Here is a 26,228-nt window from a genome sequence, read left to right on the forward strand (position 1 = left end):
AATCCTCCAAATTGAAAACGTGCGCAAGGCGCACATAAAGCAAAAGCCCGAGTGGTCATATACCACTCGGGCTTTTACAATGTAAAAAAGGCAAATATATTTGATCACAGGTTAGAGTAACCCATCAAATATCTATCAACTTCTCCGGCACAGGCGCGGCCTTCCGCGATTGCCCAGACAACAAGTGATTGTCCTCTGTGCATGTCTCCTGCGGAGAATACTTTGGTGTCACCTACTCTGTAGGTTTCTTCACCGGTAATAACAGTTCCTCTCTGACTTCTTTCTACTGAAAAAGCGTCAGCGGAATAATCCTCGCAGCCAATAAATCCTGCTGCAATGAGAAGTAGGTCACATTTTAATTTCTTCTCGGAGCCGGCTACTTCAGTAAGCTTTCCGTCCTTAAATGTAACCTTTACGGTTTCTATTTCTTTAATAGCACCCTTCTTGTCAGTAGTGATGCTCTTAACTGTTGTTTCGTATACTCTCGGATCTTCTCCGAATACGCTTATTGCTTCCTCGTGACCATAGTCGGTCTTAAGGACCTTTGGCCACTCGGGCCAAGGGTTGTTTGCGGCACGCTCCACAGGAGGCTTAGGCATCATCTCAAGTGCAGTAACACTCTTAGCGCCATGCCTTAAAACAGTTCCGATACAGTCATTACCTGTATCACCACCGCCTACGATAACTACGTGCTTTCCTTCGGCGTCGATATATCCGCCATGCTCCTTTAATGCCTCAACGCTTCTGTCCTTAGATTCTAAAAGAGCCTTTGTAGTCTGTGTAAGGAAATCAACTGCGTTATACACTCCCTTTACCTTAGCGGGATCCGCAACGGCAAGAAGTCTTGGCTTCTTTGCACCGCAGCAAAGTATAACCGCATCATATTCTTTTAACAGCTTCTGAGCTTCTTTCTTATCTACGTTAACGCCGGTGTGGAAAGTAACTCCTTCCGCCTCCATGAGCTTACGGCGTCTTTCGATGACTTTTTTATCCAGCTTCATGTTGGGGATGCCGTACATAAGAAGACCTCCTATGCGATCTTCACGCTCATATACGTCAACCAAATGTCCTCTGTGATTGAGCTCGTCCGCTGTAGCAAGTCCTGAAGGACCGCTTCCTACAACCGCAACTCTCTTTCCGCTTCTGATAGCGGGAATCATAGGCTTAACATAGCCTTTTTTGAATGCCGTCTCTATAAGATAGAGTTCGTTGTCGTGAACGGTAACAGCATCACCGTTCTGTCCGCACATGCATGCTTTCTCGCAAAGTGCGGGACATACTCTTCCCGTAAACTCGGGGAAGTTGCTGGTCTTGTGGAGTCTGCTGTAAGCATGCTGCTCATGACCTGCATAGATCTGATCGTTCCACTCGGGGATCAGATTGTGAAGCGGACATCCGGTTACCATTCCGCTTAGTTTTATCGCAGACTGGCAAAAAGGCACTCCACAGTTCATGCACCTTGCTGCCTGCTCTGCTCTTTCATCTCTGTCGAGGTATGTGTGAAACTCTTTAAAATTACATAATCTTTCCTTTGGAGGCACATCTCCATTGGTTATTCTTTTATATTCAAGAAATCCTGTCGCTTTTCCCATTGTTCTGCCTCCTATTTACTTATTAGGTACGATCTTTTTGAAGTTCGGAATATATTCATCGAAGTCTGACAGAATCTCTTTTGCATATTCGGAATCTGTCTCTTTTGCATAGTCCTTAAGAATAGCCTTAAGCTCATCAATGTCTGCTTTCTCGGTCAATCCAAGGAGGTTAAGAATCTTAACTGCCTCTTTTGAAAGAGCATCCATAGATCTTAAAAGAGGTGTCTTTTTATCAAGAGCTTCTCCGCCGTATGAGCAGAATGCTGTAGGAATGTAAAGTGATCCGTCCTTTATAAATGCAGGTGATGAAGGATCCCATGCTGTATATCCTCTGGCCTCGAATGTTGCCCTGAGTCCTCCTGAAGGGAAGCTTGATGCATCAGGCTCACCCTTAACAAGCTCTTTTCCTGAGAACTCCATGAGGATCTGTCCGTCTCCTGTAGGTGAAATGAAGCTGTCGTGCTTCTCTGCGGTAAGACCTGTCATAGGCTGGAACCAGTGTGTGAAGTGTGTTGCACCGTTTTCGATAGCCCACTCTTTCATTACTGCCGCAACCGTATTTGCAACATCGAGTTCAAGGTGTGTTCCTTTTTCTATTGTCTTGTGCACTGCCTTGTAAATATCCTTGGGCAAGCGCTCTTTCATAATCTTGTCGCTAAATACCAGACATCCGAATTGTTCTGTAAGTTTTGATGCATCAATCATCTTTTTGTCCTCCATATTCATACTCATTTATTTTGCAGATGCTCCGTAGTTTGAAAGAACTCTTGCGGAAGGATCGTTTACATTGCAACCTTCCCAGTTCTTGTTGGGCATCCAGAAGTCCACAACCATATCTGACTGGCCGGGATAATACTTTTCAAAAATCTCTCTGTACCAAAGCGATTCCTTTGTAAAAGGTGTTGCGTGAGTGTATTTCTTTTTCTTGGTCTCGTAATCTGCGTAGGTGTAAAGGCTGTCCGCACACTCTATAAGGTCATCACGAAGTGAATGTCCGACCGCATCGGAGAAAGCTGCTTTCTCTCTCATGAGGATAGTTCTCGGTATCAGTTCATCTTTTTCAAACGCATGGCGCAAAAGATATTTACCGATGCCGTAGGTGTTCATCTTCTTCTCCGGGTCAATGCTCATTACATACTCTACAAAATCAAGATCTCCGAAAGGAACTCTGGCTTCAAGAGAGTTTACGCTGATACATCTGTCGGCTCTGAGCACGTCGTACATGTGTATCTCGTGAATTCTCTTTTGCGCTTCTTTCTGGAACTCATCCGCGCTCGGTGCAAAGTCTGTATATTTATATCCAAAGAGCTCATCGGATATCTCTCCTGTAAGGATTACCTTGATATCTGTGTTCTCGTGAATCCATTTACACAGAAGATACATTCCGATAGAAGCTCGTATAGTCGTAATATCATAAGTTCCGAGAGCTTCTATTACAGGCTCGACCGCCTCGATAACATCTTTTTTGGAAATGATCACTTCCGTGTGTTCGCTTCCTATATAATCCGCAACTTCTCTTGCGTACTTGAGGTCGATCGCGTCTATGTCCATTCCGATCGCGAAGGTTCTTATCTTCTTGCCAAGCATCTTTGCTGCGGCTCCGCAAACAAGTGATGAATCAAGGCCGCCCGATAAAAGAAATCCTATCGGCGCATCGGCTGAAAGTCTCTTTTCTATTCCTTTGAGAAGCTTGTCGTGAATCTTTTCCGCGATCACGTTTACTTCATCAAACTTTACTTCTTTTACCTTAGTCATATCTCTGTAGCAGATGAACTTGCCATCCTCGTAGTAATGTCCGGGAGGGAAAGGCATTATCTTGTCTGCCACACCAACCATGTTCTTAGGTTCCGATGCAAAAATTATGTTTCCTTTTTTGTCGTATCCATAGTAAAGAGGTCTGATTCCTATCGGATCTCTTGCGGCTATGAACTTTTTCTTTTCACCGTCATATATGACGCAGGCAAATTCCGCATCGAGAATATCGAACATCTTGGTTCCGAGTTTCTCATACAAAGGGAGGAGTATCTCGCAATCACTGTCACTTCTAAAGCTGTATCCGAGGGATACCAGGTACTCTCGCAGTGCTCTGAATCCATATAACTCACCGTTACAAATCACTGCATTATTATTAAGGTAAAAAGGTTGCATTCCTTCTTCATTCAGTCCCATTATCGAGAGACGATTAAAACCTATATATCCTTTTTCTACCTTTTTGTACCTGGACATATCCGGGCCTCTAAGGCTTGTTCTTTGCAAAAGAGTTTGAAACTCCTGCTCGGATATGTCATCACCTTCGTATGTCAGTATTGCGCACATACTCCATCCTCCTAGTTATTCTTTTATAATGAACTTACGCCCCAGCTTTGCTCGACGTAAGGCGTTCGCACCGGGCTCGAAAGAACCTCGCCAAGTGCTCACAATTATTCAACGTCTGCAAGAGCTTCAAGATCTTCCTCACCTGTTCTGATCTTTACTACCTTGTCTACGCTGTAAACGAAGATCTTACCGTCGCCGATGTGGCCGGTGTACAATGTCTTCTTAGCTGCTTCGATAACGCTCTCTACAGGGATCTTACTTACAACAACCTCAACCTTGACCTTGGGAAGAAGTGTTGCATCCATCTCAACTCCACGGTACATGTCGCCGGAACCCTTCTGAACTCCGCATCCCATTACCTGAGTTACCGTCATGCCGGTTACACCGAGATCGTTCATTGCCTTACGAAGCTTGTCGTAACGAGAGAGCTTTGCGATGATTACTACTTTATGTATAGCGGACTGTGTATGAACAGGACCTGTGACAACGGGAACCGCTGCATCTTTCTGCACCTGTGAAGCATATACATATTCGCTCTGACCAAGATCTGTGTTGTCGTTGACATCCATGTTGAGGGTGTTTGAGACATCCATGATAGCGAATCCTGAATATGCAGAAGCAAGTCCGTGCTCTGTTGAATCAAGTCCGAGGATTTCTTCCTCTTCTGTAACTCTAAGTCCAAGTATCTTCTTAATAGCGAAGAATGTAATTGTAATAGTAACTAATGTCCAAGCTGCTACGGCTAAGAATCCTGTGATCTGAATACCAAGAAGCTTGAAACCGCCGCCGTAGAAAAGACCTACGAGCTCATTGCCCTGTGCATCAGCGATTGAATAACCGGGTGCTGTGTTTGTAGCAAAAAGACCTACAGCAATTGTTCCCCAGATACCGTTTAAGCAGTGAACCGCAACGGCACCAACAGGATCGTCTACGTGAAGCTTGTAATCAAGGAACCATACTCCGAAGCAAACAAGGAGACCTGCTACAATACCGATCACGATTGCTCCGAAAGCATCTGTTACATCACAGGGAGCTGTGATAGCTACAAGACCTGCAAGTGATGCGTTGAGACACATTGAAACATCGGGCTTACCATATCTGAGCCATGTGAAGATCATACATGTTACAGTTGCAAGTGCAGGTGCGATTGTTGTTGTTACGAATACGGATCCGAGCTGCTCTACTGAAGTACAAGCCGCACCGTTGAATCCGTACCATCCAAGCCAAAGGATGAATACACCGAGTGAAGCTGCCACAAGGTTGTGTCCGGGGAAAGCATTTACCTTGGTAACTTTGCCTTCCTTATTTCTTTCGAACTTACCGATACGGGGTCCTAAGATAGCTGCTCCGATAAGAGCTGAGATACCACCAACCATGTGGATACATGTTGAACCTGCAAAATCATGGAATCCCATCTGTGCGAGGAATCCGCCGCCCCATACCCAATGTGCTTCAATGGGGTAGATGATTGCTGAGATAACTGCCGAGTACACACAATATGATAAGAACTTTGTTCTCTCAGCCATTGATCCTGAAACGATTGTTGCTGTTGTTGCACAGAACACAAGGTTGAATACAAAGTTGGACCAATCAAAATTTGCATAATTTGTGAAGATGTCAAATCCGGGTCTACCGATGATTCCTACGATATCTTCACCAAGTAATAAACCAAAACCAATTAAGATGAATACTACAGTACCGATACAGAAATCCATAAGGTTCTTCATTATGATATTTCCGGTGTTCTTGGCTCTTGTAAAACCTGCCTCACACATAGCAAATCCGGCCTGCATCCAGAATACCAACGCTGCACCGATCAGAAACCAGACACTGAAGACCTGGCCGTTAACCGCGCTTAAGATTTCTTCACTCATACTTTCTCCTCCATTCTGATTACCGAGAAATCTATTGTTTTCAAGATCTCTCTAATGATAAAAGGACGGTACAACGGGATTGCTGCATATTAACATCAGCATGACACCCCATTGTGCCGTCCTTACATATTAAATAATTATTGCCGGTCATAGACCGTTTTTTGTATAGGACAAGTTTCCTATGTATGAATACTTGTATACAATTAAAAGTATACTTCCGCGGATTAGTATCCAAAAACACAGAAAGCGCCTTAGAGAGTATTCTCTAAGACGCCCTTGCCTTATTGTTTAAGATTGTACTTCGGTATACAATCATTGTCAAGCATGTTTTTAAAATTTTTTTCAATTTATTTTTGAAGTCACTGTTCCTTCGCACCAACACTGCTGTATAATAACGGAGACACTATCTAACAGATGAATATTTCAGGAGATTATCATGGGCAAGAAATCCGTCAGAGAAAATAAGAATATCTACTTTGAAAGCAGAGAGGCTCTGGGCCTTACAAGAGCTCAGGCAAGTGAGCTTATAGGAACCATCAGCGAGAGCCGCCTTGAGAAGCTTGAGACGGAAAAGACTCTTGTTCATCCCGAGGATGTCGTTGATATGGCCAATGCATACAAGCGCCCCGAACTGTGCAACTACTACTGCACGCACGAGTGCCGTATCGGAAAAGATACAGTTCCCGAGGTTAAGGTTTCTTCTTTATCGGAGATCGTCCTTGGCATGCTCTCGGCACTTAATTCTCTCGACAGTCAAAAAACAAAGCTCATCGAGATTACCGCTGATGGCGTTATTTCTGACGATGAGCTTAAAGATTTTGTTGAGATACAAAAGCAGCTTGATAATATCGATATGACCGTTGAATCCCTTAAGATCTGGATGGCTAACATGATCGCTGAAGGTAAGATCAATGCCAAGAAGCTAAAAGATCTTCAGAAATAATCCATTCTGTCATACTTGATCGAAGATTCTTTTTCTCCAGCTTCCTTTCATATATCTAAGCACACATCCTATTCCGGTTATGGCCCATGTAAGTCCGTTGGTATACCAGCAGCCCCACATTCCTATGCCGGATATGGATACCAATATCGCCGCAAAACCCAGTCTTCCTACAACTTCAAGTATTCCGTTTATAAGGGCAAACGCGGCATCTCCTACGCCGTTGAGCGTTCCTCTGAACACATATATAAGTCCTAAGAAGAAATAGAACATACTTGTTATCTTAAGTCCCTTAGCGCCAATCTTGATGGCGTTTTCATTGGGCGTAAATAATCTTATTATATTCTCTCCTTGCGTAAACATAACTATAACCATAAGAACACTGAATGCCGCAATAAGAGCAACACTCTTTATGCATCCGCTCTTTACCCTGTTAAGCTTTTTGGCACCGGTATTCTGTCCCGTAAATGTTGATACGGCTGTTCCAAGCGATCCCAGAGGCTGCTGAACAAGCTGCTCGATCCTACCTGTTGCCGTATAAGCTGTCATAACGTCACTCTTAAAGCCGTTTACTACCGTTTGAAGTGCCACGCAAGAAAAGGCTATAAGCGCGTTCTGAAGTGCAAGCGGAACTCCGAGCCTTATAGCGTTGTCTATGATATCGGTATCAACCTCGCGATGTCTTTTTTCTATCTGAAGATATGGATTGATCCTGATTCCCACAACTATCGATCCGATCATGGCGATTGTCTGAGAGATGACCGTTGCAAGCGCAGCTCCCAAGACGCCCATTCCGAGCCATTTAACGGTTATAAGATCAAGGACAATGTTTATAAGACAGGCAACCACCAGGAAGATAAGAGGAGTTCTTGAATCTCCGAGCGCTCTTAATATAGAAGAGATCATATTATAACCTGCAACAAGGATTGTTGCTCCGCAGACAACTCTCATATATGTAAGGGCATCTGCCATACACTCATCCGGTATCTTCATTATATTAAGTATAGGCTTTGCGAGGGTCACACTGATGATACTCATGAGCAGACCTGCTACAAGCGTAATATAGATTGAGTTACCGACTATCTTCTTAACGTAATCATCCTTTCCCGCGCCAAAATGCTGCGAGATCATGATGCCGACTCCGGCTCCCATTCCCATACAAAGTGAGAAAAAGAGAAAGTTGACACTTCCGACCGCACCAATAGCCGGCATTCCGTATTTACCGCCGTAATGTCCCACGATAATGGTATCCGCCATGTTGTAAAACTGTTGGAAGAGATTTCCAAAGAGCATTGGGATAGTGAACTTAATAAGAAGCAGAAGTTCATTGCCTTCTGTCATGTCGGTGACATATCTTTTATTCATAATACGCCTCATATGATAATCTGGGTAAAAGCTGTATTTTTAAGGCTTTCACATATCTTCACTCTATCATTGTTTTGTGCAAAATAAAATAGTTTAAATTATTATTTTTATCTAAAATCATGAAGCGTATGACATAAAAAAAGAACGACCCGAAAAATCGAGTCGTTCTTCTTATTATAAAACAACGTATTGCAATGTAACTTGTTTATGTTATCAAAGTGCCTCGTGGCATGTACGAGCGATAACGTCAAGCTGCTGCTCCTTAGTAAGGTTGATGAACTTAACAGCATATCCTGATACACGGATAGTGAAGTTAGCATACTCAGGCTTCTCAGGATGCTCCATAGCATCGATGAGCTTCTCCTTACCAAATACGTTAACGTTGAGGTGATGAGCACCCTGGTCGAAGTAACCGTCAAGAACGTTAACAAGCTTGTTTGATCTCTCCTCGTCGTCATGACCAAGAGCGTTGGGGTTCATTGTCTGTGTGTTAGAAATTCCGTCAAGAGCGTACTCGTAAGGAATCTTAGCAACAGAGTTAAGTGAAGCAAGAAGTCCGGCCTTCTCTGCACCGTATGAAGGTGATGCTCCGGGTGCGAATGAAGCGAATGCAGGTCTTCCGTCAGGTGTAGCACCTGTAGCCTTACCGTAAACAACGTTAGATGTGATAGTAAGGATAGATGTTGTAGGCTCAGAATCACGATATGTGTGGTGCTTCTCGATCTTCTTCATGAATGTCTTAAGGAGCCATACAGCGATCTCGTCTGCTCTCTCATCGTCGTTACCGTATCTGGGGAAGTCACCCTCGATCTTGTAATCTACAACAAGACCTGACTCGTCACGTACAGTTGAAACCTTAGCGTACTTGATAGCTGAAAGTGAATCAACAACGTGTGAGAATCCTGCGATACCTGTAGCGAATGTACGTCTTACGTTTGTATCGATAAGAGCCATCTCAGCTGCTTCATAGTAATATTTATCGTGCATGTACTGGATAAGGTTGAGGATGTTTACATAGAGTCCTGCAAGCCAATCCATCATGATGTCATACTTACGCATAACCTCGTCGTACTCAAGAACGTCGCCTGTGATAGGAGCCATTTCAGGTCCAATCTGCATGTGCTTACCGTCTTTTGTAAGGAACTTCTCATCCTTACCGCCGTTGATAGCGTAAAGAAGGCACTTAGCAAGGTTAGCTCTTGCTCCGAAGAACTGCATCTCTTTACCTGTCTGTGTAGCTGATACGCAGCAGCAGATGCTGTAATCATCGCCCCAGATAGGACGCATAACATCGTCGTTCTCGTACTGGATAGAAGATGTTGTAACAGAAATCTTAGCAGCATACTTCTTGAATGTAGCGGGAAGCTTAGATGTGTAAAGTACTGTAAGGTTAGGCTCGGGTGAAGGTCCCATGTTCTCAAGTGTGTGGAGGAAACGGAAGTCGTTCTTTGTAACCATGTGACGTCCGTCCATACCAAGTCCACCAACCTCAAGTGTTGCCCAAACGGGATCGCCTGAGAAAAGGTTGTTGTATGAAGGGATACGAGCGAACTTAACCATTCTGAACTTCATTGTCATGTGGTCGATAAGCTCCTGAGCCTCGCTCTCTGTAAGTGTTCCCTCTTTAATATCTCTCTCGATGTAGATGTCAAGGAATGTAGATACACGTCCAACTGACATAGCAGCACCGTTCTGAGTCTTGATAGCTGCAAGGTAACCAAAGTAAAGCCACTGAACAGCCTCTTTTGCGTTCTTAGCAGGTGCAGAAATATCATAGCCGTAAACCTTAGCCATCTCTTTCATTCCCTTAAGAGCTCTAACCTGCTCTGAGATCTCTTCTCTCTGACGGATGATGTGATCAAGCATTGTTCCGTCACCGCAGTTGTTGTAATCTTCCATCTTCTTGTTGATGAGGTAGTCGATACCGTAAAGAGCAACTCTTCTGTAATCGCCTACGATACGTCCACGGCCGTATGTATCAGGAAGACCTGTTACGATGTGGCTGTGTCTTGCTGCTCTCATCTCAGGTGTATATGCATCAAATACTGCCTGGTTGTGAGTCTTATGATACTCAGTAAAGATCTTGTGGAACTTCTCGTTAACCTTGTAGCCGTATGTCTCAGCAGCTTCCTCAGCCATCTTGATTCCACCGAAAGGCATGAATGCTCTCTTAAGAGGCTTGTCAGTCTGAAGACCAACTACCTTCTCGAGATCCTTCATAGACTCATCGATGTATCCGGGGCCGTATGCTGTAAGGCTTGAAACAACCTCTGTCTCGCACTCAAGGACGCCGCCCTTTTCACGTTCCTGCTTCTGGAGCTCCTGAAGCTTGCCCCAAAGCTTATCTGTTGCTTCTGTGGGGTCTGCCAAAAAGCTCTCATCTCCATCATAAGGTGTATAATTGTTCTGGATGAAATCTCTTACGTTAACGTCATCCAGCCAGTGGGTTCCTTTAAAACCTCTCCATGCTTCGTTCATATTGAAATACTCCTTCTAAAACAGTATTGTTAAATTATTGTCACTGGTATTGACCGAGAATTATATTACCATTTAGCATTTGGCCAAACATTGATTAGAATCAAGTTTTAAAAAATATTGTTAAAAAAAAGACAGCGCTTTTTTGCTGTCTTTTTCGATATATCGATCACTTTAACCCGCGTAAAATCTGGGTTGCGTTCTCTACACGCTCTTTAGACGGCGATTTTACGCCTTCTAACTGGTACGGTATTCCGAGAGCCTCGAATTTATGCTGTCCCAGAGAATGGTAGGGAAGAACTTCTATCTTTTTAACGTTAGAAAGATTCTCAATAAATGCTCTGGTCTTTATGAGGTATTCGTCAATGTCCGTGATATCGGGAACAAGTACGTGTCTTATCCAGATAGGCTGTCCGATCTCCGATAAATACTGCATTCCGTCGAGAATATTCTCATTGGGAAGTCCCGTGAGCTTCTTGTGTTCCTCATTATCTATGTGCTTGATATCAACGAGCATAAGATCCGTTACTTCCACAAGCTTATTAAACTTGGAAAAGAAAGGTTCTTCTCTTGTAAAAGGCTGTAGTGCCGTATCTATGCAGGTATTTATTCCGCGCTCTTTGGCCTTGGTAAAAAGCTCGATAAGGAAATCAATCTGAAGGAGAGGCTCGCCTCCGCTTACCGTGATTCCGCCTTCCTCGCCCCAGTAGCTGCGATATCTCTCGGCAAAATCAAGCAGCTCGTCGGGTGTTCTCATATCCTCCGACTTGGGATCCCATGTATCTGCGTTGTGACAATACTTACATCTGAGATTACATCCCTTTAAAAAAACTATAAATCTGATTCCGGGTCCGTCAACGGAACCGAAGGTCTCTATCGAATGAATTGCACCTTTAATCATAAACACTCCTAAATTACTGGTAAATATATATATCCCTAAGGGCGTCTCTGTCAAGGACCTTGATCCTTGCATGACCGAGCCTTTGTATCAGGCCCTCTTTTTCCATTTCGCGCAGCTTCCTGCTGACGGTCTCTGTCCTTAGGTTGACGCTCGCAGCTATATCATCGAGCTTTAAAACTATATCATCTTCTACGCTTCTGTCAACTCTGTACATCAAAAAGCCGGCCAGTCTTGCCATGGGATCTTTGGTTGAAAGCAGCATGTTACGCTCATTGGCGTCATGAAGCTTTTTACTCAAAAGAATAATAATATTCATGGCAGCTGTCGGATTGTCGACTACCTTGATGAAATCGTCTCTGTGAATCGTGCAGATGGATGCATTGGTAAGACATACCGCTGAATACGGATAAATACTGCCATCCAGGAACATTCCTTCCCAGATGATATCGTGATCGGCGAGAATAGTGATGATCTGTTCTCTTCCAAGGGAATCATATCTGCAAAGCTTAACTCTTCCCTTCCTGATTATACATATGGAGTCAACAGGCTCACCTTCTCGGAAAAGATAACTGTTCTTTTTGAGCGTTTCATGAACGGAATGCTCCATAAGGCTGACCTGAGCATTGACGGGAAGTCCTTCCATGATGGGCACACTCTCTGTGCAAAGTCCTCCGCAATCCTCACATATCTTAAGGCCTTCGATGCCTTTTTTCAGCTCTTCTTTATTCTTTGGAGCCTGATATATTCCTTTGTTTTTCTGATCTTTCTTTTCACTCATATAAATACCGAAAATGCAAATAATAAAACCTTAGTATCTTGCGCATCAACGGCGACCGCAATTTACTTGTGTGACCATGCGTAGCAATAAGCCTGTGTCCTTGCGGCAAAAGGCTCTTTTTTCAATAACTCTCTTACTTCTTCTTTGGTATACCATCCGGGCTGAATCTCTTCAAGAGTCGAGCTGCTCTTGGCAAAGGTGCCGGAAGCTCTTCCGACGCAGCATACATTCTTCTCGTTGGAAAAACCGACGGCGCTGTAACTCTCGCCGATCCAGTCATCTATGGCGATGATATCAAGCCCCGTCTCTTCCTTGAGTTCTCTTCTGGCGCTTTCTTCAGGAACTTCGCCGGGATCGATAAGTCCCGCGGGGAAGTTATAAACCCAGGCACCTGCTGCCATTCTGAACTCTTTATTTATAAGTATTTTTTCGCCGGTCTCATCGTGCATGATGAGCACTACCGCATCAACTTTTTTGTTGCGAATGTCATCAAAGCCCTTAAGATCGGGATTTCTGCTGATTATCTCGTATGTCTTGTCTTTGTTGTCTACTGTCTTGTAATGCAGATTGTAGCGGGTAATAAACTCGCCCTGCTCTCTTTTTTCAAGATACTGAAAATCCATAGTTATTACCTGATTCTTGTAAATGCACGGTGTGTGCGTTTCTGTTTATGCTTAGAACTTTACTGAAGGAAGTTCGTACTTGCGCTCATAGAAATCAACTGCCTGCTCGAAGCCTTCTCTCTTTTCGGCCTTAAGTGCTTCAAGATAACCGTGAGCATCGTATGCATCCTCATTAACTTCAATGATTCCGACAGCTATGTTACTGCAGTGATCGGCGATACGCTCATAATCGGTTCCGATGTCGCTAAGATCAAAGCCCTGCTCGATCGTACATTTTCCTTTGCGAAGTCGTCTTACGTGACGACGCTTAACTTCTTTATGAATACCGTCAATAGCTTCTTCCAAAGGTTCGATAGTCTTGGCAACTTCGGGATCCTGAGTCTTAAGCGCATTGATCGACATATCCACGATCTCTTTTACCGCAGAAGAAAAGATATCCATCTCGCTCTGCGCCTTGGGTGTAAAGCTTCTCTTGTTCTCGCTCATTCCACGAGCCTTCTGCATGATGTTGAGCGCGTGGTCACTTATTCTCTCATAGTCTGTGATACAGTGCAGAAGCACTGAAAGTGTATGGCTGTCCTCGGGTGAAAGATGATGGTTGTTTATCTTCATAAGATAAGTTCCGAGCTGGTCTTCGTACTGATCGACCTTTCTCTCAAGATAATCAACCTCTTCCGCTACATCTTCCTTGAAATCGGTAATAAGGTCTACAGCCTTGTACAAGGAATCTTTTGCCATGTTAGCCATATCAATGGCTGCCTGTCTTGCCTGTTCAAGAGCAAAGGGCGGGTTTGAAAGGAAGCGGGGATCGAGTGTGCGGATTCCCTGCTGTTCCTCCTGCTCCTTCTTCTCTTTTTCATCTATAGGAATTGTCTTAAGCGCAAGGTTTACAAGTAATCCCGCAAAAGGAAGCATGAGCGGCGTTGCGACTAAGTTAATAAGCGTATGAATTCCGGCGATTCCTGCCATTCCGATCCTGTTGCCCATAAAAGAAAAATGAACAATGCTGTTTACTATATAGAAGATGATCATGAATGAAAGAGCCTTGATAAGGTTGAAGTAAAGGTGCATGAGAGCTGTTCTCTTACCGTTCTTATTGGCACCGAATGATGAAAGAATGGCTGTAATACATGTACCTACTTCGGCTCCCACTACGACGGGAATTGCTACACTGTATAATACGGGAACATCCCTCGCGATCGCCTGAAGCACACCGATAGTACCGGCCGAGCTCTGGATAACCATTGTGAAAATGATTCCGACCATGAATCCGATAATGGGATTGCTGAATGTTGTAAGAAGCTGCTTGAACTCCTCATTGGTCTTAAGCGGAGCCATGGCATCCGACATGCTGCTCATTCCAAACATAAGAACAGAAAATCCGAGAAGAACTGTTCCGATGTTTTTCTTCTTGTCGTTCTTGGAGAACATATATAGAGCTATACCTATCATTGCAAGGAAAGGTGTAAATGACTTGGGTTTAAGTAAGCTTACAAAGAAATTCTCACTGCTGATACCGTTAAGTGAAAGAAGCCAAGCTGTAAATGTTGTACCAAGGTTGGCACCAAGGATAACATTGACTGCCTGCTTAAGAGTCATAATTCCCGAGTTAACGAGACCGACTACCATTACGGTAGATGCGGATGATGATTGAACCAGTGCGGTAACACCGACACCGAATAAATACGCGATTATAGGATGCTTGGTTACTTTAGCAAGTACACTTTCAAGCCTTCCTCCGGCGGCCTTGGTAAGACCTCCGCTCATAACATTCATTCCGTAAAGGAACATCGCAAGACCACCTATCAGTCCTGCTATCAAAGTAAATAATTCTTTTGGGTCCATTTCTCCTCCATAGGCACTCATCATTAAGAGCTTCACTCTCCGTACCTATCAAACTATAATCCTTCTGTTACACATATATATTAAAGGATGTAGAGGAAAAAAGCCACCTTAAATTAAAGGATGCCGAAAAACACTGCGTTCTTGGCTTGTTCTCCGGCATCTGATATTATAGCTGTTTCATCAATCTTACATACTTGCCTCTTGCGGCATTTGGTTGCTTGGCACCTCCCGTTTTTACGGTGTTATACTCTTCGCCGTAGATATTCTCTTCAACTTCTACGGTATCAAGCTCCGTAAATCCAAGCTTTTTGCATAGGTTAATCGATACGGTGTTTTCTTCTTTTACAAGTGTCTGGACTTTTTCAAAAAGAAGAATCTCCTTTCCGTATTGCAAGATCGCATCGCAGGCTTCGTAGGCATAGCCTTGTCCCTGATAGTCTTTTCCTATAAGAAAGCCAAGCTCGATATCATCAAAGCCGTTTCTTACGGAATATCCCGCTCTTCCTATGACGGTGTTGTCATCTCTTTTTACTACTGTCCATATTCCAAAGCCCATAAGGCCGTAAACTTTCTCAATATAATCTTTCTGATAGCGCTTCTCATCTTCGGGATTTTCAAAGAGGCCTTCCATATACCTGGTCATCTCCGGATCCTTGTATAGCTCGTAGAATCTGTCGACATCGGAAAGTGTGGTCTCTCTTATAAGTAGTCTTGGTGTCTTGATAACTTCCCACGGAAGATGCGCATATCTTTGATATGCCTTTATATAAGAATCGATATCGACGTCTTGTATATCGGTAAAGACATATTTAAGCCCGGAGAAATCGTCATTCTTGTTGAGCTTGTGAGACAATCCGACAACATAGGCTCCGGTCTCGGTAAGTAGCTTCGCAGCAAGACTCGAATCCGTGAGAAAAAGAGATTCTTCCAACGAGACGCCTTCCGTCGAGTCTTGATCTTTCTCGCCGGCTTTTCTTTCATCTCCGACACCGCCTGCAAGCTTAACCGTTACATCGAACCCGCAGCTTTTTACATACTCCGCCGCCTCATTAATATTTGCTGCGACTTCGTTGTCCGTCATATTCTTTTTATCAATATAAAACAAGATCTTCTTCAGCACTGATGGGCTCCTAAACAGAAAAAGATTCCCTAAGGAATCCTCGCGTTCATAATTTATTTACAATTAATTAAAAGAATGGTTACCTCAAATCATCTTTTGTACATACTCGCCTGTTAATATAATATTGTCAGATGAGTTAAGACAATACCAAATAAAACTTTTTCATAATATGCCAGGTAAGTTAGCTTACCTGGCATCCTCCCTTTTTAGGGTCTTTTTTTATTTCTGGCCGTTTCCAAGAAGAAAGCTTTCCATATCGGCAACAGCATTTGCTTCGTCCGTACCCTCAGCAATCACGGTAACCTCTTCACCCGAATTGAGGTTGAGTGTCATCATTCCCATGATGCTCTTAGCGTTTACTTTCTTGGACTGTGCTTCGATGTGCACTGTGCTCTCGTACTTGCTCGCAAGCTGAACAAGTTCAGCAACGGGTCTAGCCTCAAGCCCTCTGGGCAACTTGATCTCAACAGATTTTGTTAACATAATAATTTCCTCCTCATCTCAGCTTCTCAGCGAGCTCACTTAACTTTCTAAGACGATGATTAACACCGGATTTACCGACAGGCGGCTCCAGATAACTTCCCAGTTCCAAAAGTGTTGCATCCGGATGCTCGAGCCTTACCTCTGCCATTTCTCTAAGGCTATCCTGTAGGTTGTCGAAACCGTAATGGTCTCTTATATACGTTATGTCCTCTATCTGCTTGGTGGCTGCATTAACCGTCTTGGTTATATTGGCAACCTCACAGTTGACTCTCCTGTTGATGGAATTCCTCATCTCCTTGACTATCCTGAGATTCTCAAGATTCATAAGGCTTACATGAGCTTCCATTATATTAAGAAGATCAACTATTCCCGAGCCCTCCTTAACATAGAGCACATAATACTTTTTGCGTTTAACTATGCGGGCCTCGATATCAAAGCTCTCGATCATCTCTTGTAACCGGATTGCCTGAGTCTCATGATCGCAGACAAACTCGAGATGATATCCTTTGTTGGGATCGCTTATGGAACCAAGACATAAAAAAGAATCTCTTATAAATGCTCTTTTACAACATGAGTTCTTGGTGACCATGGGGCTGATACCGTCTTGTAAGTCCTTAAGCTCTCCCTCGGGAGTAACGAGCTTAACTGCCTTGAGGCAAGCTTCAAGAACCGTTTCTTCAATCGGCACAGGCCTGTAAACACGCCCATTTTCCTTGATATCAGCATCTTTCTCCAAAATGCTAGTTCCTATATTAAATGCTTTTCTTAATAATGTAAAGAACTTTCTGACTATCAGTTCATTGTCGGCCTGAAGGAACAGTTCCTTATGCCCGTCGCTGTCAGTTTTTATGTATCCGATGCCGGATATTATGGCCGCTATCTCAGCCAACTGACAGTGTCTTGAATTCCCGATATGCCTGGCAAGTTCTTCTTTTACATCCGATGAAAAAGACATATCTCACCTTGTTTCTCTCTATCAAAACCTTAGCATCGAAAAATTATAAGTCCGATCACTTCGCGTGCTTGACATCTCTGTGCGCCAGCTTAAGTCCGAAGTTTCCGCCCGAAGCCTTGAGCCTGTCATAAAGCTCATTGGCAATGGTGACGCTTCTGTGCTGACCGCCGGTACAACCTATTGCTACAACCAGCTGATACTTTCCTTCCTGAACATAACCCGGAATAAGGAAAGTAAGCATGTCCGTCAGCTTATCAAGGAACTCCCCGCATGCAGGAAAGCTCTTAACGTAATCCTGAACGGGCTTATCATTTCCCGTCTGTGGTTTGAGCTCATCTATATAGAAGGGATTGGGTAAAAACCTTACATCAAAAACAAGATCGGCATCCGAAGGAATTCCATACTTAAAGCCAAATGAAAGAATCGTGACCATAAGCGAATTGTAGTCTTCGTTCTTTACGAAGATCCTGTCGAGCTCTTCTCTAAGCTCTCTAGTAAGAAGCTGGGAGGAATCGATAACGTAATCCGCACGCTTCTTGACCTCTGCAAGAACCTCTCTCTCCTTGGCAATACCGTCTTCGATACGATTGCCCGTTGCATTTACATTCATTGGATGAACACGTCTTGTCTCTTTGTATCTCTTGATGAGCACCTGGTCGCTAGCGTCCATGAAAAGAACTTCAACCGGGATTCCCCTTTCTTTAAGGGAATCGATCATTCCCGCAACCTGGTCAAATCTTTCACCGGCTCTTGCATCAATTCCAAGAACCGCCTTATCTATCTCATTCTCGGGAAGCGTTATAAGCTCCGCAAACTTCTCAATCAGAGAAACGGGAAGATTATCAACACAGTAGAATCCCGCATCCTCAAGCATATGTATCGCGGTAGCTTTTCCGCCGCCGCTCATTCCGGTTACAATAACGAACCTCATAAATTAGCCTTCCTTATATATCTTTCAAACCAAAAACTATTAAAACATCAAAGTGCTCAGAACTCACCAAGCATTATTACTTCAGGCTCGAGCTCAACACCTGATTCTTTTTGCACTTTATCTTTTACTTCAGTTATAAGTCTATATATATCGGACGAAGTCGCTCCGCCCTTGTTGATAACAAATCCGCAGTGCTTATCCGAAACCGCGGCGCCGCCGACACTGTATCCGCGAAGCCCCGCATCCTCGATAAGCTTACCCGCAAAATATCCTTCGGGTCTTTTAAAAGTAGAACCTGCGCTTGGATATTCGAGCGGCTGCTTGTCCCTTCTTCTTGAAGCAAGCTCCGCCATCTTTGCGGTTATGGCTTCTTGGTCACCCTTTTCAAGCTGTAACGCAGCGGAAAGAACAACATATCCTCGTCCCTTTATCGCGCTGGTCCTGTATCCGAATTCCATGGTCGAATTATCAAGCACCATTATCTCGCCCGAAGGAGAAAGCACCGTAACCTCTTTGGTCACCAGCTTCATCTCACCGTCATAGGCTCCCGCGTTCATGATCATCGCTCCGCCTATTGTTCCGGGAATCCCCGCAGCGAACTCAAAACCCGTAAGTGAATTATCTCTGGCAAAAGAAGCTATGGCTGAATTAAGTGCTCCGGCTCCCGCCACGATCGTTGTGTCATCCTTGAGCGTAACCTCGGAAAACTTCCTAAGTGAAATAACCGCTCCGTCAAAGCCCTTGTCCGACACAAGAATATTGCTTCCGTTTCCGAGGATAAAAAAGGCTGCGGAAATACGATCAAGTACTTCGATAACCTTTTTAAGCTGCTCGGTGTCAGCCGGACTTATAAATAAGCTCGCAGGCCCACCCGTTTTAAACGTTGTGTGCCTGCTCATATCTTCGTTCTCTATTACATTTTCGGATGAGACAATCTGTCTCATATACTCAACTACTTCTTTATTCAAAAAAACTTTCACCTCTATAAACGTCTGACTATAGCCTTTTCAGACCTCGCTCTATCAATACAGAAGCATCTTAGCTGCGCCAAATACTCCCGCATCGTTTCCAAGCTTTGCAAGAGCAAACTTAGCATCTGCACAGCCTGAGAATACATACTTCTTGAAGCTTGGCATCAAAAGATCAAAGAGCATATCGCCGGCCTTGGAAACACCGCCGCCGATAACGATGATCTCAGGGTTAACAACAGTTGCAACCGCTGCGATACCTTTTCCGAGATAATAGCCGTATTTATCGGCACAGATCTTTGCGATCTTATCGCCGTTCTTTGCTGCATCGAAAATATCTTTACAAGCAAAGTCCTTGCCGCGAAGAACACTGTCATCGTCGTACTCCGCAAGAACTCTTTTTGCAATTCTTACTGCACCGGTTGCGCTCGCAAACTGCTCAAAGCAGCCGTGATTACCACATCCGCATGCATCGGGCTCATCATCTACAAGGTGAATGTGTCCGATCTCTCCGCCCGATCCTCTTGAACCTGTAAGGATCTTGCCTTCATTTATGATACCGCCGCCAACTCCGGTTCCGAGTGTTACAAGGAGCATGTTGGGATAACCCTGTCCGCCGCCCTTCCACTGCTCGCCGAGAGCCGCAACGTTAGCGTCGTTTCCTGCCTTAACGGGAAGCTTAAGTCTTGAATGAAGCTCATTAACAACATTCATCTTTTCCCAGCCAAGGTTAACCGCCTGATGGCAAACGCCGTCGACATTAACGGCACCGGGAACACCTACGCCCGCACCGATAACTTCAGAATCGTCGATGCCCTTTTCGTTCATCTTGGCTCTTATAGACTGCGCAACATCGGGAAGGATATTCTCTCCGTGATTCTCAGTTCTTGTGGGGATCTCCCAAACCTCGATCTTCTCGCCCGCCTCAGTGAGAAGTCCGATCTTAACCGTAGTTCCTCCGATGTCTACGCCAAATACATATCTGCTCATTTTCTATAATTCTCCTCTATAAATATGATAACGAAGTCAAAAGAAATATTGCCTCCGATTATTTCTGTCTTTCAGATCAGTCGTCGTCTTCCTCTGATCTTCTCTTTGCAAGTGAATTCTGAACTCTGTTGTAGAGCTCCTGTGCCGCATTGTAACCCATTGCCTTCTGTCTGTGGTTAACCGCTGCGGACTCACAGATGACAGCAAGATTTCGTCCGGGACGAATCGGGATGCGATGGCACACGATCTTGTTTCCGAGGTACTCTGTGTACTCTTCTTCAAGACCGAGTCTGTCGTACTCTTTATCTTTATCCCAGTCCTCAAGCTTGATAACAAGGTCGATCGTCTGGGTCTCTCTTACACTCGATACACCGTAGAGGGTTTTAACGTCGATGATTCCGACACCTCTCATCTCGATGAAGTGCTTGGTTATATCGGGAGCCGAGCCGATAAGCGTCTCCTCACTTACTCTTCTAAGCTCAACAACATCATCGGATACAAGACGATGTCCTCTCTTGATAAGCTCTATTGCAGTCTCTGATTTACCAATTCCGCTCTCACCCGTGATAAGAACGCCGACACCGTAAACATCGACAAGAACGCCGTGGATTGAAATGCAGGGCGCAAGCTTAACATTGAGCCATCTGATGATCTCCGCCATAAATGCGGAAGTTGATTTCTTGGTCATAAGTACAGGAACTTTTTCCTGCAATGCGATCTTTATGAATATAGGATCCGGAATGAGCTCTCTGCAGAAAACAACTCCCGGAATATCAAACGATAGAAACTCTTTGTACATTTTCTCTTTTTCATCGTCGGAAAAAGACTCCATGTACGTGTACTCAACGAATCCGATTACCTGAAGTCTGGTCGCTTCAAAGTGTTCAAAGTAACCTGCGAGCTGAAGTGCCGGTCTGTTGATATCAGGCTGGCTGATACGGATCTTCTTGATGTCCAGCTCGGGTGTCAGATTATCGAGCTTCATTTTCTCGATGATGGTTTTAAGACTAACGCTTGCCATAAAGACCTCCCAATAAGCATTAACTATATACGGCTAAATAATATCATAGAAACTATACTTCTTCAATTTGCTTCGCTGTGAAAAAAGCCATAGATGTCTGCCGCAACATTCTCGGGAATCTCGGGAACCGCAGAGAGTTCCTCGACAGTTGCGTTCTTGATATCTTCTATCGATCTGAAATGCTTCATCAGCGCTTTTCTTCTTGCCGGGCCTATGCCGGGAATGTTATCCAGAGAGCTCTTGACCTGCGACTTGCTGCGAAGGGATCTGTGATATTCTATCGCGAATCTGTGCGCTTCGTCCTGAATCCTGGTGATGAGCTTAAAGCCCTCGGACCTTGTATCTATCGGCAGCTCTACATTATTAAAATATAGGCCTCTGGTTCTGTGATTGTCGTCTTTGACCATTCCGCATACGGGGATCTTGATTCCAAGTTCTTCAAGAACTTGCAAACAGATGTTGACCTGACCGCGTCCGCCGTCCATAAGTATAAGATCGGGAAACTTGGTAAAGCTTCCGTATTTCGCATCGATATCTCTTACTTCAAGCTCTTGTCTTTCTTCGATTCCGTGAAGGAGACGCCTCGTAAGGACTTCGTGCATGCACGCGTAGTCATCGGGACCCGCGACAGTTTTTATCCTAAACTTTCTGTAGTCACTCTTTTTAGGTTTACCTTTTTCATATACGACCATTGAACCAACATTGGCAAAGCCACTGATATTCGAGATATCATAGGCTTCCATTCGGTTAAGGCCTTTTATACCAAGGAGCTTTTCAATCTCTTTTACCGCTCCTATTGTTCTTCCTTCTTCGCGCTTGATGCGCTCTTTATCTTTACTTAAGACAAGCTGTGCGTTCTGCGCCGCAAGCTCCATGAGTTTTTCCTTCTGACCTCTTTCGGGGACGGTGATATATACCCTGCTGCCTTTTCTTGTCGAGAGCCATTTTTCAATGATCTCCATGTCTTCTATTGTCTCAGGAAGCATAAGGGTTCTGGGAATAAACGGTGTGCCCGCATAGAATTGTTTTACAAAATCCTGAAGGATCTCGGCCTGCGGATTTTCAGACACGTGTGTCATATAGAAATGCTCTCTGCCGATAAGCCTTCCGTCTCGCACAAAGAATACCTGAACTACCGCATCTTTGTCATCCGATGCGATCGCGATGATATCTTTATCTTCCATAGAAGAGTCTGTCATTTTCTGCTTCTGCGCAACGACCCTGACGCTCGCAAGAAGATCTCTGTAGCGCGCCGCTGCCTCGAAATCGAGCTCGTCCGACGCATCCTGCATCTTCTGCTCAAGCTCTTTTATAATGACGCCGTAATTGCCGCCCAAGAATTCAAGCGCTTTATCGACCCTTTCTCTGTACTGCTCTTTGGTGACTTCACCGGTGCAGGGGCCGCAGCACTGCTTCATATGATAATTAAGGCACGGTCTCTCTAGCCCGATATCTCTCGGAAGATTCCTATTGCAGGTCCTGAGTCCGTAGAGTTTGTTTATCAGATCGATAGTGTCTTTTACCGCTGCCGCGCTCGTGAAAGGGCCGAAGTATCTCGATCTGTCTTTTTTCATAAGTCTGGAAAAAAGAACTCTCGGATAATCCTCGGCTACCGTGACTTTAATGTAGGGGTATGTCTTATCGTCTTTTAACAGGGTATTGTATCTTGGGCAGTGCTCCTTGATGAGATTGTTCTCGAGCACAAGTGCCTCAAGTTCGGAATCCGTGACAATGTATTCGAATCTCGCGATCTGCTTGACCATCCTGTCGATCTGCGGTCCGCGACCTATATTTGAACGAAAATAAGACCTGACACGATTGTGCAGGTTTATCGCCTTGCCTACATACATGATGGTGTCGTTGGCATCATGCATGATGTAGACCCCGGGCTTGTTCGGGAGTTTTTTTAGTTCTTCTTTGACATCAAAGTTTGCCATTATAATACTTGCTTATGATCTCACGCTCGATAATGAAATCGGACTTGTTATCCGGCTCGGGCTCTGGATCCTTGATCTCTTCAAGTACCCTAGTAGCATACTCCTCAGCACTTTCAAGGGGCATAGTCTGCTCCAAGTATCTGAGGTCTTTACTATAAAGAAGGTAGTTCTCGTTCTTACCTTCAAAAAAGTTCTCTGCTTTTTTCCAAAGGCTCTCGGAAGTGCCCCATGTAACTACGGCTTTGCCGCTGCCTATATGGCCACTCTGCGCGCCCTGTTCCTGAGCTGCTCGTCTGATCTTCTCAGCACCTTTTCTTGCACTGCTGCCGCTAAGAACCATGATGTAGTGATACATTCCAAGCTTGAACCACATAAGAATGGCAAGCAAGAACATAACTACAGCTATGATGGTTGAAACAGTCGCAACCATATTGAAATATTGAATATTTCCGTCCATATCAATCCTCCGTTATCCCGCAAAAGAGATAACTTCAATCATTTGCCGACGTTGTCCAGCACTTCCAATGCCGAATCAACGATTCTCTGCGTCTCTTCCATTAAGTCTTTCTGCTTCTGCGTAAGCTCATAAGAGATAATAATATCTTTCTCAATATGAGTGTGAATAGCATAAAGCTCGTCTGTCATCTCCTGAAGCCCTACACCGTCTGCGTAGAACTTATTGGCATTATTATATACCTGGCTTGCAAGCTCTTTATAGATTACAAGAGCAGTTACTACATTGTCAGCCTTGGCAATATTACCGTCTGCTATAGCTACGAGATCGTTCCAGAAGTCCATGTAGCTAACTTCCTTATCGCCACTCTTAGACTCTTTTCCTATGATCGAATAGTACTGTGAGATCTTGCCAAGCCTTGTAGCTCTTTCCTGTCTGGACTTGGGAAGTCTTCTCTGACTTGTTGCAAGCTCAAACCACTTGGCAGCCATCTGCTTGTTGCCTGTATCATTATAATTGTAGAAATACGCAAGTCCATATTCATAAGCCACTGCCGCATAAGCATCTTTATCCTGAGAAAGTTTTTTCTCTATGGTGCTGTTATCTACGGGAGTGATCATGATCTGTCTGATCAGCTCGTCTTCTTCCTTGGTCAAAACCTCATCTTTAAGGAAGACTTTATTAAGAAGATCGAGGTATCCGTCTTTATTGGTGGGCTGTACCATTATAGCTTTCGTGTACAAAGTGGTCGCGGTCAGTTCATCCTCTGCGGCATTAGCGGCAGCTTTATATTCGATGTAGCTTTCCTCCACTATGTTTTTAGCCCTGCTGTGTGAATCTATCGCTGTTACTGTAGCAAGGAAACAAATAATAAGGACGGTAACAAAAAGAGAAACGCTGAGCTTAGCCTCTTTTCTGTAGCCCTTATCGAGCTCTAAATAGTTCTGAAGATCGTACATTACTTCCGCGCAGGAGTTGTATCTGTCCTCGGGATTACTCTGTACGCATTTGTTTATGATGTACTCAAGTCCGGGTGAAAGCGCCGGATTCCAGTCTCTTATCGGCTTGAACTCGTACGGAGGCTCACTCGGGCTGTGTCCGGTAACAAGGTGATACAACGTCGCTCCAAGGCAGTAAATATCTGTTCTTGCGTCGGTCTGTCCCATTCCGCCGAACTGCTCGGGTGCCGCGTAATCACGGGTTCCAAGGTATGAAGTATCGCCGGTATTTTCTTCTTTATACTCACGTGCCGTACCAAAATCGATAAGTGTGATCGTTCCGTTGGGACGAAGCATAATATTGGACGGTTTAAGATCTCTGTATATGATCGCGGGTTCTCTTGTGTGAAGGTACTCGAGAACGTCACAGAGCTGGATTCCCCACTCTATTACGTACTCCTGAGGCTGTGGTCCGATGTAATCAAGCGCTCTCTCAAGAGTGTTGCCCTCGATATAATCCATAACGATAAGGAAGCGACCATCCTCTTCGATAACGTCGACGATGCTCGGTAGATATGGATGAGAAAGAGTCTTCAAAAGCTCAGTCTCCGTTATAAGGCTCTGCTTGACAAGCTGGAAATTGGTCACGGCATCTTCCCTGACCTCTTTGATCGCCCACTGCTTGTTGGCACGCTCGTTCATCGCAAGATAAACCGTGCTCATTCCGCCTTGGCCTATTACATTAAGTACCTTGTACTTCCCTCCGACAATGCTTCCTATTTCTAACATAGCTGCTTCCTATCATTAATATCGCGTATTCGTCATAGCGCAATACTAGTATGCGTAAATTTGTATGGCAGAAATGTTATCTTTCTCGCCTTTTGATTTAATAAGTTCCAAAATCTCGTCAAGTTTCTTTTGCATATCATCTTCTGTTACATCGGGCAAAATGTCAAGTCCATCTGTAAATTCTTCTTCGGTGAGTTTGCGCCAAAAACCGTCAGAGCACAGTATTGCTGAGGTATTGGGGGCAACTTCTCCAAAAATAAATTGTGGCTTGACCGTCTCGGATGCACCGACGCATTGCAAAAGAACACTTCGCTGAGGGCTCTCCTCCGCTTCATCTCTTGTCATAACGCCCTTGTCTATGAGACTTTGGACAACGCTCTGATCATGAGTGATCTGCGTTTTCTCTTTGTCTTTTAACATATATATACGTGAATCGCCGACATTGACGGCAATGAATTCATCGCCGATAAAAAGAATAGCGACAACGGTGGTTCCCAGTTTGGCTCCGTTTGCTCTTCCGAACGCGCCCAGTCTCTTGTTGACGTCGTTAATAAGCTCTGTCCACTGGTACTGAATCTCCGCCCGGACATCCGCCTGTTCGCCTTCCGATTCATTGTCGAGCCGTTCTGTCTTGTTCTTTCCGGAAAGCGCCGCCGGGAGTCCCTTTTCAAACCATGTCGCGAAAGCCGCAACGAGATCCGAACTTGCAACCTCTCCCTGAGACAGTCCGCCCATTCCGTCGCACAAAACGCCCATCAGAACCTTTCCGTATTGACTTGTTCCCGCCACCTTAACCATGATGGCGTCCTGATTGACCTGTTTCACCAGGCCTTTGTCAGTGCAAAAGCACACTTTAAATTCCATGTTGTCACCTAGATCATTATTAGCATAGCTATTGGATTATATTATATAAAACTTCATTGGGAGTATCAA

Annotated in this window: 21 protein-coding genes and 1 pseudogene; 1 reads left to right on the forward strand and 21 read right to left on the reverse strand. The window is 44.4% G+C overall.

All coding sequences use genetic code 11. From position 1 onward, the window contains the following. Positions 1 to 104: 104 nt before the first annotated feature. From BM377_RS08070 to BM377_RS08085, 4 genes and pseudogenes are all read right to left on the reverse strand, one after another. Positions 105 to 1,592, reverse strand: a complete 1,488-nt coding sequence (locus BM377_RS08070; protein ID WP_092246469.1) for a glutamate synthase subunit beta — start codon at positions 1,590 to 1,592, stop codon at positions 105 to 107. A gap of 159 nt (positions 1,593 to 1,751) precedes the next feature. After that, positions 1,752 to 2,297 (reverse strand): annotated as a pseudogene (locus tag BM377_RS08075) (glutamine synthetase III); the annotation flags it as partial. A gap of 27 nt (positions 2,298 to 2,324) precedes the next feature. After that, on the reverse strand, positions 2,325 to 3,908 hold the full coding sequence (asnB, locus tag BM377_RS08080; protein ID WP_092246471.1) for an asparagine synthase B: 1,584 nt from the start codon (positions 3,906 to 3,908) through the stop codon (positions 2,325 to 2,327). Positions 3,909 to 4,012: 104 nt separating this feature from the next. Beyond that, positions 4,013 to 5,782: an ammonium transporter gene (locus BM377_RS08085; RefSeq protein WP_092246474.1), complete on the reverse strand. Its 1,770-nt coding sequence runs from the start codon at positions 5,780 to 5,782 to the stop codon at positions 4,013 to 4,015. Between the two features lie 436 nt (positions 5,783 to 6,218). On the opposite strand from BM377_RS08085, the gene BM377_RS08090 reads away from it, so the two are divergent. Beyond that, a complete protein-coding gene (locus BM377_RS08090; RefSeq protein ID WP_092246477.1) occupies positions 6,219 to 6,725 on the forward strand; it encodes a helix-turn-helix domain-containing protein in 507 nt (168 codons plus the stop codon). A gap of 9 nt (positions 6,726 to 6,734) precedes the next feature. Here the strand turns inward: BM377_RS08090 and BM377_RS08095 are convergent, their stop codons facing one another. The 17 genes from BM377_RS08095 to BM377_RS08175 form a co-directional block, all read right to left on the reverse strand. Continuing rightward, positions 6,735 to 8,087: an MATE family efflux transporter gene (locus BM377_RS08095; protein WP_092246480.1), complete on the reverse strand. Its 1,353-nt coding sequence runs from the start codon at positions 8,085 to 8,087 to the stop codon at positions 6,735 to 6,737. A gap of 213 nt (positions 8,088 to 8,300) precedes the next feature. Continuing rightward, positions 8,301 to 10,565: a formate C-acetyltransferase gene (pflB, locus tag BM377_RS08100; protein WP_092246483.1), complete on the reverse strand. Its 2,265-nt coding sequence runs from the start codon at positions 10,563 to 10,565 to the stop codon at positions 8,301 to 8,303. Positions 10,566 to 10,731: 166 nt separating this feature from the next. Then, complete coding sequence (gene pflA / locus BM377_RS08105; protein WP_092246486.1) at positions 10,732 to 11,463, reverse strand: pyruvate formate-lyase-activating protein; 732 nt, start codon at positions 11,461 to 11,463, stop codon at positions 10,732 to 10,734. 13 nt (positions 11,464 to 11,476) lie between these two features. Continuing rightward, positions 11,477 to 12,241, reverse strand: a complete 765-nt coding sequence (locus BM377_RS08110; RefSeq protein WP_092246489.1) for a Crp/Fnr family transcriptional regulator — start codon at positions 12,239 to 12,241, stop codon at positions 11,477 to 11,479. Positions 12,242 to 12,303: 62 nt separating this feature from the next. After that, positions 12,304 to 12,864 (reverse strand): NUDIX hydrolase, encoded by a 561-nt coding sequence (locus tag BM377_RS08115; RefSeq protein ID WP_092246492.1) that lies wholly within the window; start codon positions 12,862 to 12,864, stop codon positions 12,304 to 12,306. A 51-nt stretch (positions 12,865 to 12,915) separates the two neighbouring features. After that, positions 12,916 to 14,709 carry a Na/Pi cotransporter family protein gene (locus BM377_RS08120; protein WP_092246495.1) on the reverse strand — a complete coding sequence of 598 codons (1,794 nt, stop codon included), beginning with the start codon at positions 14,707 to 14,709 and terminating at the stop codon, positions 12,916 to 12,918. 166 nt (positions 14,710 to 14,875) lie between these two features. After that, the gene (locus tag BM377_RS08125) at positions 14,876 to 15,829 is read right to left on the reverse strand and encodes a GNAT family N-acetyltransferase (RefSeq protein WP_092246498.1); all 954 of its coding nucleotides are present in this window, start codon (positions 15,827 to 15,829) and stop codon (positions 14,876 to 14,878) included. A 219-nt stretch (positions 15,830 to 16,048) separates the two neighbouring features. Further along, on the reverse strand, positions 16,049 to 16,312 hold the full coding sequence (locus BM377_RS08130; RefSeq protein ID WP_092246501.1) for an HPr family phosphocarrier protein: 264 nt from the start codon (positions 16,310 to 16,312) through the stop codon (positions 16,049 to 16,051). A 13-nt stretch (positions 16,313 to 16,325) separates the two neighbouring features. Then, a complete protein-coding gene (gene whiA, locus BM377_RS08135; protein ID WP_092246504.1) occupies positions 16,326 to 17,267 on the reverse strand; it encodes a DNA-binding protein WhiA in 942 nt (313 codons plus the stop codon). 55 nt (positions 17,268 to 17,322) lie between these two features. Then, positions 17,323 to 18,198, reverse strand: a complete 876-nt coding sequence (gene rapZ / locus BM377_RS08140; protein ID WP_092246507.1) for an RNase adapter RapZ — start codon at positions 18,196 to 18,198, stop codon at positions 17,323 to 17,325. A gap of 56 nt (positions 18,199 to 18,254) precedes the next feature. Then, on the reverse strand, positions 18,255 to 19,142 hold the full coding sequence (murB, locus tag BM377_RS08145) for a UDP-N-acetylmuramate dehydrogenase (RefSeq protein ID WP_092246635.1): 888 nt from the start codon (positions 19,140 to 19,142) through the stop codon (positions 18,255 to 18,257). 78 nt (positions 19,143 to 19,220) lie between these two features. Next, entirely contained in the window at positions 19,221 to 20,156 is a 936-nt protein-coding gene (locus BM377_RS08150) for an ROK family glucokinase (protein WP_092246510.1), read from the reverse strand. A 76-nt stretch (positions 20,157 to 20,232) separates the two neighbouring features. Beyond that, positions 20,233 to 21,177 carry an HPr(Ser) kinase/phosphatase gene (gene hprK / locus BM377_RS08155; protein ID WP_092246513.1) on the reverse strand — a complete coding sequence of 315 codons (945 nt, stop codon included), beginning with the start codon at positions 21,175 to 21,177 and terminating at the stop codon, positions 20,233 to 20,235. Between the two features lie 62 nt (positions 21,178 to 21,239). Then, positions 21,240 to 23,114 (reverse strand): excinuclease ABC subunit UvrC, encoded by a 1,875-nt coding sequence (uvrC, locus tag BM377_RS08160; RefSeq protein WP_092246516.1) that lies wholly within the window; start codon positions 23,112 to 23,114, stop codon positions 21,240 to 21,242. Continuing rightward, positions 23,101 to 23,571 (reverse strand): hypothetical protein, encoded by a 471-nt coding sequence (locus tag BM377_RS08165; protein WP_092246519.1) that lies wholly within the window; start codon positions 23,569 to 23,571, stop codon positions 23,101 to 23,103. The genes uvrC and BM377_RS08165 overlap by 14 nt, the downstream gene beginning before the upstream one ends. A 38-nt stretch (positions 23,572 to 23,609) precedes the next feature. Continuing rightward, positions 23,610 to 25,295 (reverse strand): serine/threonine protein kinase, encoded by a 1,686-nt coding sequence (locus BM377_RS08170; RefSeq protein ID WP_092246522.1) that lies wholly within the window; start codon positions 25,293 to 25,295, stop codon positions 23,610 to 23,612. Between the two features lie 45 nt (positions 25,296 to 25,340). After that, positions 25,341 to 26,159 (reverse strand): PP2C family protein-serine/threonine phosphatase, encoded by an 819-nt coding sequence (locus BM377_RS08175; RefSeq protein WP_092246525.1) that lies wholly within the window; start codon positions 26,157 to 26,159, stop codon positions 25,341 to 25,343. Between the last annotated feature and the right edge of the window lie 69 nt (positions 26,160 to 26,228).

The sequence above is a fragment of the Butyrivibrio sp. INlla21 genome (assembly GCF_900116875.1).
Classification (GTDB): Bacteria; Bacillota; Clostridia; order Lachnospirales; family Lachnospiraceae; genus Butyrivibrio.